General features: G+C 72.7%; 15 protein-coding genes. 11 read left to right on the plus strand and 4 right to left on the minus strand.

All coding sequences use genetic code 11. The features are described 5' to 3' along the window. Positions 1–4: 4 nt before the first annotated feature. On the minus strand, positions 5–2,356 hold the full coding sequence (locus ACQB60_RS29990; RefSeq protein ID WP_496929233.1) for a bifunctional SulP family inorganic anion transporter/carbonic anhydrase: 2,352 nt from the start codon (positions 2,354–2,356) through the stop codon (positions 5–7). Positions 2,357–2,652: 296 nt separating this feature from the next. On the opposite strand from ACQB60_RS29990, the gene ACQB60_RS29995 reads away from it, so the two are divergent. Further along, complete coding sequence (locus ACQB60_RS29995; RefSeq protein ID WP_496929234.1) at positions 2,653–3,933, plus strand: polysaccharide deacetylase family protein; 1,281 nt, start codon at positions 2,653–2,655, stop codon at positions 3,931–3,933. On the opposite strand, the gene ACQB60_RS30000 is transcribed toward ACQB60_RS29995, so the two are convergent. Continuing rightward, positions 3,923–4,903 (minus strand): ATP-binding protein, encoded by a 981-nt coding sequence (locus ACQB60_RS30000; protein WP_496929235.1) that lies wholly within the window; start codon positions 4,901–4,903, stop codon positions 3,923–3,925. The two genes, ACQB60_RS29995 and ACQB60_RS30000, sit on opposite strands and share 11 nt — an antisense overlap. Positions 4,904–5,004: 101 nt before the next feature. Here ACQB60_RS30000 and ACQB60_RS30005 point away from each other — a divergent pair, with 101 nt between their 5' ends. After that, the gene (locus ACQB60_RS30005) at positions 5,005–5,817 is read left to right on the plus strand and encodes a Fic family protein (RefSeq protein ID WP_496929236.1); all 813 of its coding nucleotides are present in this window, start codon (positions 5,005–5,007) and stop codon (positions 5,815–5,817) included. Between the two features lie 396 nt (positions 5,818–6,213). On the opposite strand, the gene ACQB60_RS30010 is transcribed toward ACQB60_RS30005, so the two are convergent. Continuing rightward, complete coding sequence (locus ACQB60_RS30010; protein ID WP_496929237.1) at positions 6,214–7,047, minus strand: HAD family hydrolase; 834 nt, start codon at positions 7,045–7,047, stop codon at positions 6,214–6,216. A gap of 526 nt (positions 7,048–7,573) precedes the next feature. Here ACQB60_RS30010 and ssd point away from each other — a divergent pair. From ssd to ACQB60_RS30045, 7 genes are all read left to right on the plus strand, one after another. Next, on the plus strand, positions 7,574–8,689 hold the full coding sequence (ssd, locus tag ACQB60_RS30015) for a septum site-determining protein Ssd (protein ID WP_496929238.1): 1,116 nt from the start codon (positions 7,574–7,576) through the stop codon (positions 8,687–8,689). Next, positions 8,686–9,882: a TadA family conjugal transfer-associated ATPase gene (locus ACQB60_RS30020; RefSeq protein WP_496929239.1), complete on the plus strand. Its 1,197-nt coding sequence runs from the start codon at positions 8,686–8,688 to the stop codon at positions 9,880–9,882. Before ssd ends, ACQB60_RS30020 begins: the two co-directional genes overlap by 4 nt. Next, positions 9,879–10,727 carry a type II secretion system F family protein gene (locus ACQB60_RS30025; protein ID WP_496929240.1) on the plus strand — a complete coding sequence of 283 codons (849 nt, stop codon included), beginning with the start codon at positions 9,879–9,881 and terminating at the stop codon, positions 10,725–10,727. The genes ACQB60_RS30020 and ACQB60_RS30025 overlap by 4 nt, the downstream gene beginning before the upstream one ends. Continuing rightward, positions 10,724–11,545, plus strand: a complete 822-nt coding sequence (locus ACQB60_RS30030; protein WP_496929241.1) for a type II secretion system F family protein — start codon at positions 10,724–10,726, stop codon at positions 11,543–11,545. The genes ACQB60_RS30025 and ACQB60_RS30030 overlap by 4 nt, the downstream gene beginning before the upstream one ends. A 70-nt stretch (positions 11,546–11,615) precedes the next feature. Then, complete coding sequence (locus ACQB60_RS30035) at positions 11,616–11,783, plus strand: DUF4244 domain-containing protein (protein ID WP_496929242.1); 168 nt, start codon at positions 11,616–11,618, stop codon at positions 11,781–11,783. Further along, positions 11,770–12,213 carry a TadE family type IV pilus minor pilin gene (locus ACQB60_RS30040; protein WP_496929243.1) on the plus strand — a complete coding sequence of 148 codons (444 nt, stop codon included), beginning with the start codon at positions 11,770–11,772 and terminating at the stop codon, positions 12,211–12,213. The genes ACQB60_RS30035 and ACQB60_RS30040 overlap by 14 nt, the downstream gene beginning before the upstream one ends. Then, positions 12,210–12,599: an Rv3654c family TadE-like protein gene (locus ACQB60_RS30045; RefSeq protein WP_496929244.1), complete on the plus strand. Its 390-nt coding sequence runs from the start codon at positions 12,210–12,212 to the stop codon at positions 12,597–12,599. The genes ACQB60_RS30040 and ACQB60_RS30045 overlap by 4 nt, the downstream gene beginning before the upstream one ends. A 120-nt stretch (positions 12,600–12,719) precedes the next feature. On the opposite strand, the gene ACQB60_RS30050 is transcribed toward ACQB60_RS30045, so the two are convergent. After that, complete coding sequence (locus ACQB60_RS30050; protein ID WP_496929245.1) at positions 12,720–15,242, minus strand: DEAD/DEAH box helicase; 2,523 nt, start codon at positions 15,240–15,242, stop codon at positions 12,720–12,722. An 81-nt stretch (positions 15,243–15,323) separates the two neighbouring features. Between ACQB60_RS30050 and bldG the strand changes: the two genes are divergently transcribed. Next, positions 15,324–15,665 (plus strand): anti-sigma factor antagonist BldG, encoded by a 342-nt coding sequence (gene bldG / locus ACQB60_RS30055; protein ID WP_003975386.1) that lies wholly within the window; start codon positions 15,324–15,326, stop codon positions 15,663–15,665. A 110-nt stretch (positions 15,666–15,775) separates the two neighbouring features. Continuing rightward, positions 15,776–16,225: an ATP-binding protein gene (locus ACQB60_RS30060; protein ID WP_496929246.1), complete on the plus strand. Its 450-nt coding sequence runs from the start codon at positions 15,776–15,778 to the stop codon at positions 16,223–16,225. Positions 16,226–16,501 lie beyond the last annotated feature (276 nt).

Here is a 16,501-nt window from a genome sequence, read left to right on the forward strand (position 1 = left end):
TGGTTTAGACCTTTACCCGTCCCGCCGGGGCGACCTGATCGAAGACCTCGTCCAGCGCCGCGTCATCACTGGTGGCACCCGTCAGCAGATACGCCTGGGCCTCTCCCACGTGGAAGTACATACCGTGCAGTTCGAGACTTCCCTCGGCAAGTCGGCGCGCCACCGACTCGTGCGCCCTCAGGTGCTCCAACTGCTGCACCACATTGGTGAGACAGAGCTGCTCGACGGCGTCGGCCGGGGCTCGCCCCGCGAGCCGCGGCCACAGCCCGTCGTCCCGGTCGTCCCGCCCCATCCGCTCCAGGCTCGGCAGGCCGTGCCGCAGCCACCGCTTCAGCGGCGTCTGGGCACCCCCGGGCGGCGTGCCCAGCAGCGCCTGCATCGCCCCGCACCCGGAGTGCCCGCACACGGTGATGGACTTGACCTGCAGCACGTCCACCGCGTACTCGATCGCGGCCGCCACCGAGTCGTCCCCGCTCTCGGCGCCCGGCAGCGGCACGAGATTGCCCACGTTCCGTACGACGAAGAGGTCGCCCGGACCGCTCGACGTGATCATCGACGTGACCACCCGGGAGTCCGCACAGGTCAGGAAGAGCTGCGCGGGCCGCTGCCCCTCGCGCGCGAGCCGCGCCAGCTCGCCCCGTACGTGCGGCGCGGTGTTCCGCTGGAACGCGCTGATGCCGCTGGCCAGTTGGTGCCCGCTGGGCCTGATCTCGTCGTGCCCGTCCTGCGCGGCCTCCTGCGGGCGGTCGCAGTGGTGGTTGCGCCATGGGGTCCAGGGGCGGCAGCAGGAGTGCGCGGCGCTCGCGGGCTCGGCGATCCGCGTCCCGGCCCGCCCGGTCATCTCCACGGTCCCGCCCTGCCCGGTGTGCCCGTCCTGCCAGCACTGCAGCGACTCAAAGGCGGCGTGGTCCATGAAGGACCCGTCCAACTCCACGACGACGTCAGCTCCTTGGGGTACGAGGTGCAGGGTGCGGCTCAGCCGGGGAACCGCGAGGAAGGTCAACTGGCCGCGCACGCGCACGTGGTGGACCCCGTCCTCGTCCTCCGTGTGCGTGATGCGGGTGCGGGCGAGGCGGTGCAGGGCGACGGCGACGGCCACGGCGACGCCGAGCGCGACCCCTTCGAGGACGCCGACGAGGACGACGCCGAGCGTGGTGACCGCGTAGACGAGGATCTCGCGGTGGCGCGTGACCGTACGGATGTGGTTGAGGCTCACCATCTGGATGCCGACGGCCATCACCAGGGCGGCGAGCGAGGCGAGCGGGATCAGCTCCAGGACGGGCACCAGGAGCAGGGCGGCGACAAGAACCCAAACGCCGTGCAGCATCGAGGAGTTCCTGCTCACGGCACCGGCGCGGACATTGGTCACGCTCCGCACCGCCACCCCCGCGACGGGCAGCCCGCCGAGCGCCCCCGACACCACATTGGCCGCCCCCTGCCCGAGCAGCTCCCGGTCGAGGTCGGAGCGCCCCACGCGCGCGTGCAGCGCGGGATCCTGGGCGACCAGCTTGTCCACGGCGACGGCGCCGAGCAGCGACTGCACGCTGCACACCAGCATGATCGTGAGCACCGCCGCGACGACCCCGAGCACGGGCCCCTCGGGCAGCCCGGCCAGCGCGTGACTCCGCCACGACGGCAGGTGCACCTTGTCCAGGCTGATCCCGGAGAGCGAGGCGCAGGCCGTCGCCGTGGCCACGGCCACGAGCGCCGCGGGCACGGCCTTCGCCAGCCGCCCGGCCCGCCCCGGAATCCGCGGCCACAGCAACAGCACCGCCAGCGTGAGCACGCTCATCGACAGCGCGGCCGGATGCAGGTGCGCCAACTGGTCGGGCAGCTCACGGACGTTGCCGATCACCGAGCTGTGCGGCGTCCCGCCGAGCACGATGTGCAGCTGGGCCACGGCGATGGTCACGCCGATCCCGGCCAGCATGCCGTGCACCACGGCGGGGCTGACGGCGAGCGCGGTGCGGGCCACCCGCAGGCAGCCGAGGCCGAGTTGGGCGACCCCGGCGAGCACGGTGATGCCGCACGTCGCCTGCCAGCCGTACTTCTGGATGAGGTCGGCCGTGACGACGGTCAGCCCGGCGGCGGGCCCGCTCACCTGGAGCGCGGAGCCCCCGAACCGCCCGGCGACCAGACCGCCCACGGCGGCGGCGACCAGGCCCGCCTGGAGCGGGGCGCCGGTGGCCAGGGCGATGCCCAGGGAGAGCGGCAGGGCGATCAGGAAGACGGCGATCGAGGCGGACACATCCGCTCCCGCGATGCGGAATCTGCGGTGCGGGGGCGGGGTGTGGGGTCTCGGGGCGCGTGGAGCGTGAGCCGATTCGGTGGTGCGAGTGGGGACGCAGGCAGACATGTTTCCCGTCTCCTCCGGGGCAGCGCGGTCGCGGAACAAGGGGTCCTCCGGGGCTGCCGGAGGGCGGGTCGCGGCCGTGGGTCACGGCGTGCAGCGGCGGGATATCTCAACTCTCGGTAAATGAACCGTAATGCAGAGTAAAGAGCTAGGAAGGATTATCGGGGCAAATGGGGCAATCCCTCACCCTGATGAGTGAATAAGAAGGGTCGTCGGCTTGTCGTACCCGTCCTCCCATGCCTCCGTGCGAGTTTTTGTGCCTATCTGTCCCTATTTGCACGGAGAGAGGTGGGCGGAAGATGGCCGCCACCAGGAGGATCGCCGCGAGCCTCGCCGCCCTCGCGGCCTGTGTCATGGCACTGGCCGGCTGCGCGAGCGGCGAGAGTGGTCAGCACGGCACCAAGGAAGGCGCCCCTGGCGCGAAGAAGGCGGCCGGCGCCTCGGCCCCCAAGAGCGCGGTCCGCCTGATCGGCGACGGCTCCACCGCGTTCACCGGAACTCAGCCGCACCTGCCCAGACCCGAGCGGATGAGACCGGGGCAGAAGCCGCCGCAGTTCGTGGTGTTCTCCTGGGACGGCGCGGGTGAGGACAGCCAGAAGCTGTTCTCCCACTTCCGCAAGGTGGCCAAGGCCAACAACGCCACCATGACGTACTTCCTCAGCGGCGTGTACATGCTCCCCGAGGCGAAGAAGAACCAGTACCGCCCGCCCCAGCACTCGGCGGGCCGCTCGGACATCGGCTTCAATGACCGCAAGGGCATCAAGGACACCGTGGACCAGCTCCGCGGCGCCTGGCTCGAGGGCAATGAGATCGGCACCCACTTCAACGGCCACTTCTGCGGCAAGGGCGGCGGCGTCGGCGAGTGGTCCGTCGACGACTGGAAGAGCGAGATCAACCAGGCCAAGTCCTTTGTGAAGGCGTGGAAGTCCAACACGGGCATGAAGAAGGCGAGCCCGCTGCCCTTCGACTACGACAAGGAGCTGGTCGGCGCCCGCACCCCGTGCCTGGAGGGGCAGAAGAACTTCATGCGCGCGGCCCGCGACATGGGCTTCCGCTACGACACCAGCGGCGTCAACAACCAGCTGTGGCCCAAGAAGAAGGAGGGCCTGTGGGACCTCTCCATGCAGCTGGTTCCGTTCCCCGGCCACTCCTATGAGCAACTCACCATGGACTACAACTACATGGTGAACCAGTCGGGTTCGGCCACCCAGGGCGACCCGGACAAGCAGGAGTTCTGGGGCGACCAGATGCGCGACAGCCTCATCCAGGGCTTCGACCGCGCCTACAAGGGCAACCGCGCCCCGCTGATCATCGGCAACCACTTCGAGTCGTGGAACGGCGGCACGTACATGCGCGCCGTCGAGGAGACCGTCCAGACCGTCTGCAACAAGCCGGAGGTCCGCTGCGTCTCGTTCCGCCAGCTCGCCGACTGGCTGGACGCCCAGGACCCCAAGGCCCTGGACAAGCTCGCCGGGCTCGGGGTCGGCAAGGCCCCCAAGGAGGGCTGGGCGGCCTACCTCTCGGGCAAGGCCGCCCCGGCTCCCAAGGGCGTGCCGGGAGCCCCGGCGGTCAAGCCGTAGCGCCGACGCGCTCGCGCAGCACGAAGCCGGGGTCGACCTGAGCCGTCAGGTCGGCCCCGGTGCGTTCGTTGCCCCAGCTCTGCGCGTTCTTCAGGTGGAAGTGGACCATCTGGCGCGTGTAGCGCTCCCAGTCACGGCTCTCGTACGAGGCGTCCGCGGCGTCCTGAAGGGCCTGCAGGGAACGGCGGTTGGCGTCCTCCAGGAGCTCGAAGGCGGGCGGGCGGCCCTTCTCCATGGCACGCACCCAGTCCGAGTGCCCGACCGTCACCAGGAGGTCGTCACCGACCTCCTCGCGCAGGAAGTCCAGGTCGTCCTGGCCCTGCACCTTGTTGCCGACGACCTTCAAGGAGACGCCGAAGTCCCGTGCGTACTCCTTGTACTGGCGGTAGACGGAGACGCCCTTGCGGGTCGGCTCGGCCACCAGGAAGGTCATGTCGAAGCGGGTGAACATCCCGGAGGCGAAGGAGTCCGAGCCCGCGGTCATGTCGACCACGGCGTACTCGTCCCGCCCGTCGACCAGGTGGTTCAGGCACAGCTCCACCGCACCCGTCTTCGAGTGGTAGCAGGCCACCCCGAGGTCGGCCTCGGTGAAGGGTCCGGTGACCATCAACCGCACGGCGCCGCCGTCGAGTTCGACGGGCCGGGCGCACGCGTCGTACACCGGGTTGTCCTCGCGCACCCGCAGCAGCCGGGAGCCCTCGCCGGGCGGCGTCGTCTTGATCATCGTGTCGGCGGAGGTGATCCGCGGGTTGGAGCCCCGCAGATAGTCCTTGATCAGGGGCAGCCGCGCCCCCATGGCGGGCAGCTCGACGGCGTCCGCCTCGTCGAGCCCGAGCGCGGCGCCCAGGTGTTGGTTGATGTCGGCGTCCACCGCGATGACCGGGGCTCCGGTGGCGGCGAGGTGGCGGACGAAGAGCGAGGACAGCGTGGTCTTGCCGCTGCCGCCCTTCCCTACGAAAGCGATTTTCATAGCCACTTAGAGTAGCGGGTGCCTCACCATGGGTGTCCGGGCCGCGTGAAGAAGACCACTCCTTAGTGGGGCGGCGGACTTGGGTGCGTAGGGTCGTACTCATGAGTACGACCGATCCCCTCGCCGCCCTGGGGGCCCTGCCCGGCGCGGCCGACTCCGTGGACTCCGTGCGCAAGGCCGTGGACCGGGTCTACGGGCACCGGATCATGCGCCGTCGCAGCAACGAGATCACCTCCGAGGCCGCACTGCGCGGAGCCCGTGGTTCCGCCGCGCTCTCGGGGGCCGACTGGGCCCTCGAAGAGGTGCGCAGGCGCAGCGACTTCAGCGGCGACGGCGAGGCGCGCACGCTCGGCGCCGCCCTGCGCCTGACCGCCGAGGCGGGTCAACTCCTGTCCATCTGGCGGCAGTCGCCGCTGCGCGTCCTCGCGCGCCTGCACCTGGTCGCCGCGGCCGAGGCCGACGCCTCCGCGGGCCGTCCGCGCCTGGCGGGCGAGCCGGTCGACGAGCCGCTGGTGGAGCCGCCGGTGCCGGACGCGGACGAGGTGGCGGGCCGGCTCGAGGGCCTCTCGCAGCTGATCATCGCGGGCAGTGAGGCGCCGGCCCTGGTCACGGCCGCCGTGGTCCACGGCGAGCTGCTCAGCCTGCGCCCCTTCGGCTCGTGCAACGGCCTCGTGGCGCGTGCCGCCGAGCGCATCGTCCTGGTGGGCAGCGGCCTCGACCCGAAGTCCGTCTGTCCGGCGGAGGCGGGCCACGCGGAGCTCGGCCGGGCGGCCTATGTGGCGGCGCTCGACGGCTATGCGTCCGGCACTCCGGAGGGCATGGCCGCCTGGATCGCCCACTGCGGCCGGGCGGTCGAGCTGGGGGTGCGGGAGTCGACGGCGGTCTGCGAGGCGCTGCAGCGCGGCGCGGCCTGAGAAGTCCCTGAACAGGGTTGCGGCGGTACGGAGTTCCGTACCGCCGCTGGCATGTTCACCGGGTTACCAAGCGTCCTCGAAGTGTTGCCCATCAGGTCGGGTACTTCGCCCGTCACCTGGTGCGGCTGGCCCGTAATCGACGGGTCGACGTCGCGTGGGTGCTCGATGTTCATGCTTCGGTCCGTGGGGCCTTGTTTGCGTTTAAAGGTGATCCTCTCGGATGTCCTTGGTCTCGCGGGCCGTTGACTCCTTTGTACTCCTGTCCGGGAGTGAGCGGAAGTCCTGGCTGCACTTCTTTACTTTTAGGTTCAAACAAGGGTGAATCGGGCACCTGTTTCGGCCGCCCCGGCAAGGGCCCGCGTGCGGCGGCTGCTCTCGGGCCGCCCGTAGGGCGGATCAGCCGGCCGCAGCCCTGCGCCGGCTCGCGAACCAGACGAGCCCCGCGGTGGCCGCGGCGGCCCCGACGGCGGCCACCGCGACGAGCGCGGGACGGGCCGGTACGGAGAGCGCGGGCAGCCGCTGCTTCAGCCGGACCGGTCGGTGGAAGTCGAGAATCGGCCACTCCCGCGCAAGGGCCTCACGGCGCAGCGCACGGTCGGGGTTGACGGCGTAGGGGTGCCCGACGGTCTCCAGCATCGGTACGTCGGTCGCCGAGTCGCTGTAGGCGTAGCAGCGCTCGAGGTCGTATCCCTCGGACTCCGCGAGCTCCCTGATGGCCTCCGCCTTGGTGGGCCCATAGGCGTAGTACTCCACCTCGCCCGTGAAGCACCCGTCGTCGCCGACGACCATGCGGGTCGCCACCACCCGGTCCGCGCCCAGGAGTTCACCGATCGGCTCGACCACCTCGGCGCCCGAGGTGGAGACGATGACGACGTCGCGGCCCGCGGTGTGGTGCTCCTCGATGAGGGACGCGGCCTCGTCGTAGATGAGGGGATCGATGATGTCGTGCAGCGTCTCGGCGACGATCTCTCTGACCTGCTGGACGTTCCAGCCGCGGCAGAGCGCCGAGAGGTACTCGCGCATCCGCTCGATCTGGTCGTGGTCGGCTCCGCCCGCGAGGAAGACGAACTGCGCGTACGCGGTCCGCAGTACGGCCCGGCGGTTGATCAGGCCACCTTGGTAGAACGACTTGCTGAAGGTGAGCGTGCTCGACTTCGCAATGACCGTCTTGTCCAGGTCAAAGAAGGCCGCTGTGCGGGGCAACGAGTGGTTTTCCACGAGCTCGAGCATAGGGGCCCACCATTCGGCGTAAGCTGGGGCGCGTGGGTTTGCCTGAGAAGGCTCTCGGGTACACCATGGAAGTCACGGATCGTTCGCGACCGTGCTAACCCGGTCTGGCTCCTCCCCCCCCGAGTCGGACCGTGGGGACGACCCCCGCTCTCCCCCCCGGCGGGGGTCGTCGCATGTCCGGATGGGTTTTCTCCGGTTCTTCCCGACCCCTTGGCCGCTCGGCCGCCCGCTTCGACCCCGGGCAAGGCACATCAAGATCCGTCACTGTGTGTAGTCGTAGGGCTGCTCTGTGGAAGTCGCCTTGATGTCACTGGTATGGGTGAAGGGGATATTCACAGCCACTGCGATGTCCACAGTTATTGACCAAGATCCACACGTAATCCGGGATCGCTCCACGCTGATTCCAGTCCGCGAAGTTCATGGCCGGTTTCCATTGGCCGGTTCTTCGTGACGCGCGATGAGGCGTGGGCAAGCGGCATTCGCCGAGGAGTCACAGTGGCTCGCGGCGAGAAGGGGGCTGGGGATCGTGGCTGGGGTCATCACGGAGGACGGGCCGCCGCCGGGGCAGGAGCGGCAGGGCGGGCCACTGATCGTCACGGAGGACGTGGATCTCCTCGACGATCTGCTGAGGCTGTGCGCCGCGGCGGGGGCGCGGCCGGAGGTGCACCACGGGCCGCCCGAGCGCAGAGGCGGCTGGGAGACGGCACCGCTCGTGCTGGTCGGGGACGACGCGGCCGCCCGGGTGCGGTCGGCTCCGCGGCGGCGCGGGGTCGTGCTCGTGGGGCGCGACCAGGACGATCCGGGGGTGTGGCGGCGCGCGGTGGAGATCGGCGCCGACGACGTGCTGCTCCTGCCCGACGGTGAGCGGTGGCTGGTGGACCGCATCGCCGATGTCGCCGAGGGCGCGGGCCGTCCCGCGCTCACGGTGGGGGTGATCGGCGGCTGCGGCGGGGCCGGGACCTCCACGCTGGCGTGCGCGCTGGCCGTCACGGCGGCGCGGGCGGGGCGGCGCACGATGCTCGTCGACGGCGACCCGCTGGGCGGCGGCCTCGACGTCCTCCTCGGCGGCGAGACGGCGGACGGGCTGCGCTGGCCCGCGTTCGCGCAGTCGCGGGGCCGGGTCGGCGGCGGCGCCCTGGAGGAGTCGCTGCCTGAGCTGCACGCGCTGCGGGTGCTGAGCTGGGACCGCGGGGACGCGGTCGCCATTCCCCCGGAGGCCATGCGGGCGGTCCTCGCGGCGGCCCGGCGGCGCGGTGGCGTGGTCGTCGTGGACCTGCCGCGCCGGGTGGACGAGGGCGTGGCCGAGGCGCTGGCGCAGCTGGACCTGGGGCTGCTTGTGGTGCCGTCGGAGCTGCGCGCGGTGGCGGGGGCGCGCCGGGTGGCGGAGTCCGTCGGGATGGTGCTGCGGGACCTACGCGTCGTGACCGCGGGCGGCACGGGACTCGGCGGGCTCGACGCCGAGGAGGTGGCGCGGCTGCTCGACCTTCCCCTGGTGGGCGAAGTGCCCACGGAGCCAGGGCTGTTGGAGGCGCAGGCCGCAGGGGTTCCGCCCGGGGGTGACGCGCGCGGGCCGCTGGCCCGGTTCGGCGCCGCCTTCTGGGAGCGGGCGGCCGTCGCGGAGAGCGCTGGAGGGGGCGTATGAGCGCGGTCGTCGGGGCGCGCCTGCTGGACGGCGTGCGGCAGTGGCTCGCGGAGAAGGGCATCGAGCCGACCCCCGCGCGCGTGGCGGAGGCGCTGCGGGCCCAGGGCGGCGTCCTCGGGGACGCCGAAGTCCTCGGTGTCGCCGCGCAGTTGCGCTCGGAGCTGGTGGGCGCGGGCCCGCTGGAGCCGCTCCTCGCGGATCCGTCCGTGACCGATGTGCTGGTCTCTGCGCCGGACAGGGTGTGGGTGGACCGCGGCGGCGGACTGGAGCTGACCCAGGTGTCCTTCCCGGACGTGACAGCGGTGCGCAGGCTCGCCCAGCGCCTCGCTGCCGTGGCGGGGCGGCGCCTGGACGACGCCCGCCCCTGGGTGGACGCCCGGCTCCCTGACGGGACGCGGCTGCACGCGGTGCTGTCCCCGGTGGCCGTCGGCTCGACGTGCCTCTCGCTGCGGGTGGTCCGGCCGCGGGCCTTCACCCTCGCGGAGCTGGTCGATGCGGGGACGGTGCCCCCCGGCGGCGACCGGATGCTGCGGGCGCTCCTCGACGCCAGGCTGTCCTTCCTGATCAGCGGAGGGACGGGCTCGGGCAAGACGACGCTCTTGAGTGCCCTCCTCGGTCTCGTCGGACGCGGGGAGCGGATCGTACTCGCCGAGGATTCCGCCGAGTTGAGGCCCGATCACCCCCATGTCGTACGGCTGGAGGGCCGGCCGGCGAATCAGGAAGGCGCCGGTCTGGTCGGTCTGGACGACCTCGTGCGGCAGGCGCTGCGGATGCGCCCCGACCGCCTGGTCGTCGGCGAGGTGCGGGGCACGGAGGTCGTCCATCTGCTGGCCGCTCTGAACACGGGCCACGAGGGCGGTTGCGGCACGCTGCACGCGAACGCGGCCTCGGACGTCCCGGCCCGTCTCGAAGCCCTCGGCATGGCGGCCGGGCTCGACCGGGCGGCCCTGCACAGCCAGGTGGCGGCCGCCCTGTCGGTGGTGCTCCATCTCGTACGGGACCGGGCCGGGCGGCGTCGCATCGCCGAGGTGCACGTGCTGGAGCGGGAGGACTCCGGGCTCGTGGTGACGGTTCCGGCGCTGCGGTGGGGAGCGGAGGCGTTCGTCCGTGAGCGGGGCTGGGAGCGGCTGAGCTCCTTGCTCGGGGAGTCCGGGGAGTCCGGGGAGTTCGAGGAGTCGGGGGAGGGGCTGTGAGTGCGGTGGTCGGTGCGGCGGTGCTGTGTGCGGGGGCCGCAGCCTGGCTGACGGTGGGCGGCCGGGACGGGGTGTTGCGGCGGGCGCGGGGGTTGGCCGGGGTCGTGGTGCCCGGCCCGGCGGCGGTCGGGGCGCGGTGGCGTAGGGGGCTCGCGGTCGTCCGGGATCGGTTGCGGCCTGAACTGTGGTGTGCGATCGGCGGGTTGGTGGTCGCGTTCCTGGGGGAGTCCTTGGTGCCGCTGGCCGTGGGTGTGCTGGGGACACCGGTTGTCGGGCGGGCGCGGAAGGCCGGATGGGTGCGCCGGGAGCGGGAGCGGCGGGCCGACCAGGTGATCGCGGTGTGCGGGGCGCTCGCGGGCGAGGTGCGCGCCGGGAGACAGCCGGGAGAGGCGCTGTGCGACGTCGCGGGGGACGGGTTCGGGGCGGCGCGGGGCGCGGTCCTGGCGGCGGCGCGGTTCGGCGGGGATGTGCCGGGGGCGCTGCGTGCGGCGGGGCGGGAGCCGGGCGCGGAGGGGCTGTTGGGGCTCGCCGCGTGCTGGCGGGTCGCGGTGGACCGGGGCGCCGGACTCGCGGCGGGACTTGAGCGGTTGGAGGAGGTACTGCGGACGGAGCGCGATCAACGGTCGGACTTCCGGGCCCAGTTGGCGGGCGCGCGCTCGACGGCGGTGCTGCTCGCGGGGCTGCCCGTGATGGGCCTCCTGATGGGCACGGCCCTGGGCGCGGATCCCCTGCGGGTGCTGCTGCACACGGGCGCGGGGCTCGGTTGTCTGGCCGTGGGCGCGGCACTTGAGGGGGTCGGCGTGTGGTGGGCGGTGCGGATCATGCGGGGAGCGGAGGAGCGATGAGTGTTGTCCACAGGGTGGGGTTGCTCGTGTGGGGTGTGACGGCCGCACTGTGGCTGGTCCTGACGGTGACGGCCGCGCGGCGCGAACGGGTGCTGCGGCGGCGGGGTGCGGTGGTGCTCGGGGTCGTGAGATCTCCGGTGCGGCGATGGCGGTCGGGTTCGGGTTCGGGGCTGAGGCCGGTGCTGGGGCGGCTGGTTCGGTCGGCGGGGATGCGGGGTCCGGCCGTTGTGGCCGGGGTGGGGTGCGCTGGATACGTGCTGGTCGGCGGTGGTGCCGGGGTGCTTGTGGGAGTGGTCGCGGGAGTCGGGGCGTGGTGGCTGCGGCGTGGGCGGGGCCGGGATCCGGAGGCCGGGTTCGACGCCGCCGATGCGGGGCGGCAACTGCCGCTGGCGGCTGACCTGCTGGCCGCGTGCGTGGCGGCGGGGGCGGGGCCGGTCGTCGCTGCGCAGGCCGTGGGGGAGTCGCTTGAGGGGCCGGTGGGGGACCGGCTCGCCCGGGGCGCGGCGGAGGTCCGGCTTGGGGGTGAACCGGCCGAGGCGTGGCGGTGGTTGGGCGAGATACCGGGCGCCGGGCCGCTCGCCCGCCATCTGGAGCGGGCGGGTGCCTCGGGGGCACCCGCGGCGGGGCCGGTGGCGCGGCTCGCCGCGGACTGCCGGGCCGAGCGGGGGCGAGCGGCGACGGCCGGTGCGCGCCGGGCGGCGGTGCTGATGACGGCTCCTGTGGGGCTGTGCTTCCTGCCCGCGTTCATCGCGGTCGGGGTGTTGCCGGTGGTGATCGGGCTGGCCGGCGGAGTGCTGGGTGGCATGACGGGTGGCTGAGACAACTCGGCCGGGAATCTGGGGGATCGGGATGCGGGGAAACAGGTGGGTGCGAGCGGTGTGGCGCCGGATGGTTCGTGCGTGGGGGCGAGAGGCGGGGATGGTGACCTCGGAGTACGCGATGGGGCTGATCGCCGCGGTGGGGTTCGCCGGGCTGCTCTACAAGGTGGTGACGAGTGGGCAGGTGCGGGCTGCGCTGCAGGCGGTGGTGGAGAAGGCGCTCGATGTTCAGTTCTGAGGCCGGCTCCGAGTTCGGCCTCGAGGTCGACCCTGAGTGCGCTTCTCGGTCCGGTGCTGGCGAGCAGCGGGACAGGCACGGTGACGGTGGGTTCGTGACGGCTGAGGCGGCCGTGGTGCTGCCCACGCTGGTGCTGTTCGCGATGGCCCTGGTCTGGGCCCTGTTGGCCGCGGCCGCGCAGATCCAGTGCGTGGACGCGGCCAGGGCGGGGGCCCGGTCGATGGCTCGGCAGGACCCGGAGGGGGTGGCTGTCGCGGCTGCCCGGCAGGCGGCTCCGGGCGGTGCCCGGGTGTCGGTGCGGAGGGCCGGGGACCTGGTGCGCGTCGAGGTCATCGCCGACGCTCCGGGGCCCAGGGCGCTGGGGCTCGGGCTGCGGCTCAGGTCCGAGGCGGTGGCGTTGGCCGAGGAGACGGTGGGGGTGGGTCCGTGAGGGGGAGGGGGGATCGAGGAGCGGCGACCGTGTGGGTCGTCGTGGTGATGGCCGCGCTGTGTGTGGTGTGCGGCGCCGGGCTCGCGCTGGGGCAGGTCGTGGTGGCCCGGCACCGGGCGGGCGGTGCGGCGGACCTGGCCGCCCTCGCGGCGGCGGACCACTGGATGGAGGGGCGTGCAGGGGCCTGTGCGCGGGCGAGACAGGTGGCTGCGGCGCAGGGGACGCGTGTGGTGCGGTGCGCGGTCGTGGGAGAGGTCTCGGATGTGGAGGCCGCGGCGGAGTTCGGGCCGTTCGTCGCGCGGGTCAGGGCGCGGGCTGGGCCTGCGGGGGCGGTGGGGGACGGTGGGGCTGGTGGAGCTGGTGGAGCTGGTGGGGTCAGAGAGTAGGTCAGGGGCGTGGGGGCGTGGGGGTGTAGGGGCTGAGGGGCTGAGGGGCTGGCGAAGGCGCCGAGGGGGGCAGCGGCGAGCGTGGCTGAACCGGCCGGGCAGGGAGGCCAGGTGGGGCCGTCAAGGGCCCGGGGCGGCGGGGCCCGAGTCCGGGTTCTTGTCCGGGTCGGAGCCCGAGTCAGAGTCCGGTTCGACGTCCGGGGCGTCTCGGAGCAGGACCGAGAGGAGGCGGACCGCGCCGCGCTTGTGCAAGGGGTCGTTGCCGTTGCCGCACTTGGGGGACTGGATGCAGGAGGGGCAGCCCGCGTCGCACTCGCAGGAGGCGATGGCGTGGCGGGTGGCCGTCAGCCACTCCCGCGCCGTGTGGAAGGCGCGCTCGGCGAAGCCCGCCCCACCGGGGTGCCCGTCGTACACGAAGACGGTCGGAAGCAGGGTGTCCGGGTGCAGGGGCACCGAGACGCCGCCGATGTCCCAGCGGTCACAGGTGGCGAAGAGCGGCAGCATGCCGATCGAGGCGTGCTCGGCGGCGTGCAGGGCGCCGCCGAGGATCTCCGGGTTCACGCGGGCGGCGTCCAGCTGGTCCTCGGTGACCGTCCACCACACCGCGCGGGTGCGCAGGGTGCGGGGCGGCAGATCCAGCTTGGTCTCGCCGAGCACCTCGCCCGTGATGAGCCTGCGCCGCAGGAAGGAGACGACCTGATGGGTGACCTCGACGGAGCCGTAGCACAACCGCCCCTCGCCCCAGGGGACTTCGACGTCGGTCTCCAGGACGGAGATGGCCGTGGTGTCGCGGGCCGTCGTGGAGTAGGGCGGGGCGGCCTCCTCGACGAGCGCCACCGAGTCCTCCAGGTCCAGGTGGCGGACGAGATACGTGCGGCCCTGGTGCAGGTGGACCGCGCCCTCGTGGACGGTGGTGTGCGCGGCGGAGGCGTCCACGGTGCCGAGGAGGCGGCCCGTGCCCTCCTCGACGATCTGGACGGGCTTGCCGCCCTCGCCGCGGATGTCGGTGAGGTCGGCGGCGCGCTCCCGGCGGGTCCAGTGCCACGCCGTGGTGCGGCGGCGCAGCAGCTTGGCGGCCTCCAGCTGGGGCAGCAGTTCCGCCCCGGCCGGGCCGAAGAGCTCGAAGTCGGCTTCGGTCAGCGGGAGTTCCGCGGCGGCGGCGCAGAGGTGGGGCGCGAGGACGTACGGGTTGTCCGGGTCGAGGACCGTCGACTCCACGGGCTGCCGGAACAGGGCCTCGGGGTGGTGGACGAGATACGTGTCCAGCGGGTCGTCGCGGGCGACGAGGACCGCGAGGGCGCCCTGCCCGGAGCGGCCCGCGCGGCCTGCCTGCTGCCAGAGGGAGGCCCGGGTGCCGGGGTAGCCCGCGATGACGACGGCGTCCAACCCCGAGACGTCGACGCCGAGTTCGAGGGCGGTGGTGGCCGCGAGTCCGAGGAGCTCGCCGGAGTGCAGGGCCCGCTCGAGGGCCCGGCGCTCCTCGGGGAGGTAGCCGCCCCGGTAGGCGGCGACGCGGCGGGCCAGGGAGCGGTCGACCTCGGCGAGCCGCTCCTGGGCGATCACGGAGATCAGCTCGGCGCCCCTGCGGGACCGTACGAAGGCGACGGAGCGCACGCCCTGCACGGTCAGGTCGGTGAGGAGGTCGGCGGTCTCGGCGGTGGCGGTACGGCGGACGGGGGCGCCCTTCTCGCCGTGGAGCTCGGTGAGCGGGGGCTCCCAGAGGGCGAAGACCAGGTCGCCGCGGGGCGAGGCGTCGTCGGCGACCTCGTGGACGGTCAGGCCGGTGAGGCGGCGGGCGGCCACGGCCGGTTCGGCGGCGGTGGCGGAGGCGAGGAGGAAGACGGGCTCGGAGCCGTAGCGGGCGCACAGGCGCCGCAGCCGGCGCAGCACCTGGGCGACGTGCGAGCCGAAGACGCCGCGGTAGGTGTGGCACTCGTCGATGACGACGTAGCGCAGGGCGCGCAGGAAGGAGGACCAGCGCGGGTGGGACGGGAGTATCCCGCGATGCAGCATGTCCGGGTTGGTCAGGACGTAGTTGGCGTACTGCCGGACCCACTCGCGCTCCTCGACGGGGGTGTCGCCGTCGTACACCGCGGGGCGGATCGCGTTGCCGAGGGGGTCCGCGAGCTCGCGGACGGCGCGGCGCTGATCGGCGGCGAGGGCCTTGGTCGGGGCCAGGTACAGGGCGGTGGTGCCCCTGCCGTTGGGGGCCTCGGAGCCGTCGAGGAGGGCGGAGAGCACCGGAGTGAGATAGGCCAGGGACTTTCCGGACGCGGTGCCGGTGGCGACGACGACGGACTCCCCGTCCAGGGCGTGCTCGGCGGCGCGGGCCTGATGGGCCCAGGGGTGCTCGATTCCGGCCGACTGTACGGCGGCGATGACCTCGGCGCGGATGCGGTCGGGCCAGACGGCATACCGGGCCGCCCGCGGGGGCAAGTGCTCCGTATGAGTGACGCGCGCAGCACGGCTCGGCCCCGAGGCCAGCCGGTCAAGGACGGTCCTCGGAGAGGGGCGTGCCGGGGTGTCCGCCGAGGGTCCGCCGGTAGGGGAAAAGTTGGCCATCGACCCCGAGTGTGTCACTGGCGGGATGGACAATGGTCCCAAGGCGTCGTGCTCGCCTGCCGGTAAGTGATTGAATGCCATCGCGGCTGGCGATCCGTCCCGGGGGCGTGGGCCGAGGTGTCCCGAGGGACGACCGCTCGATAGCAAGGTGCTGGAGGATCCGTGGACCTGTCCCTGTCGACCCGTACCGTCGGCGATCGTACGGTCGTCGAGGTCGGTGGCGAAATCGATGTATATACCGCGCCCAAGTTGCGCGAGCAGTTGGTCGAGTTGGTGAACGACGGCAGTTTCCACCTGGTCGTCGACATGGAAGGCGTGGACTTCCTGGACTCGACCGGGCTCGGCGTGCTGGTCGGTGGGCTGAAGCGGGTGCGTGCCCATGAGGGCTCGCTGCGCCTGGTCTGCAACCAGGAGCGCATTCTCAAGATCTTCCGTATCACTGGCCTGACCAAGGTGTTCCCCATTCACACCTCGGTCGAGGAAGCGGTCGCGGCCACTGACTGAGGCCGACCGGATGGGAAGCCCCGGGTCTCGGCCCGGGGCGGCACAGCAGCAGGGGACCGGGCCGCTGGCCCGGCCCCCTGACAGCACGCGCGTATGTCCGAGGGGGATGCATGGCCACCGTTGAACTCCGCTTCAGCGCGCTGCCCGAGCACGTCCGGACCGCCCGCCTGGTGGCGGCCGCGGTCGCGCGCAGGGCCGGAGTGGACGAGGCGGTCCTCGACGAGGTCCGGCTCGCGGTGGGCGAAGCCTGCACCCGCGCTGTCGGACTGCACCAGAGCAGCGGGATCTCCGCGCCGGTGCGCGTCGCACTGATCGAGGACGAGAAGCAGTTCTCCATCGAGGTGGGCGACGAGGCTCCTCGTGCCACGGCCGGTGAGCGGGTGCCGGGGGCCGGGGGCGGCGGCGCCGACGACCCGGACGCCGCCGAGGGCGAGGGCGAGGACGAGATGGGCCTCGCCGTCATCAGCGGGCTCGTGGATGACGTGGAGGTCACCGCGGGCGAGAGCGGCGGCCTGATCCGGATGAGCTGGCCGACGACTCCGGCGACGCTGCTGCCTTGAGTGTCCGGCAGCGCCTTCCGAGCCTTGAGCGTCCGGCAGCGCCTTCCGTGCCCTGAGCGTTCCGAAGTCCCCGGTCCCGGGTGGGCCGATGCCGGACGATGCCGGACTGTGACTGACCTGTTTTCGCCCGGTGGTGAGGGTGTCTCCCGCGGGCCGGGGGCGGTCGTGCGGCGGTCCGGTGGACCTTGACGAGGCCCCAACTCCGTAAGCCTGCTTGAGCGTTGTGCCGTGCGACGCGGGTGTGGATCGTGTCGATGAGCAGGGTATTTCTGCTGG

The organism is Streptomyces odontotermitis, from assembly GCF_050510915.1.
Taxonomy (GTDB): Bacteria; Actinomycetota; Actinomycetes; order Streptomycetales; family Streptomycetaceae; genus Streptomyces.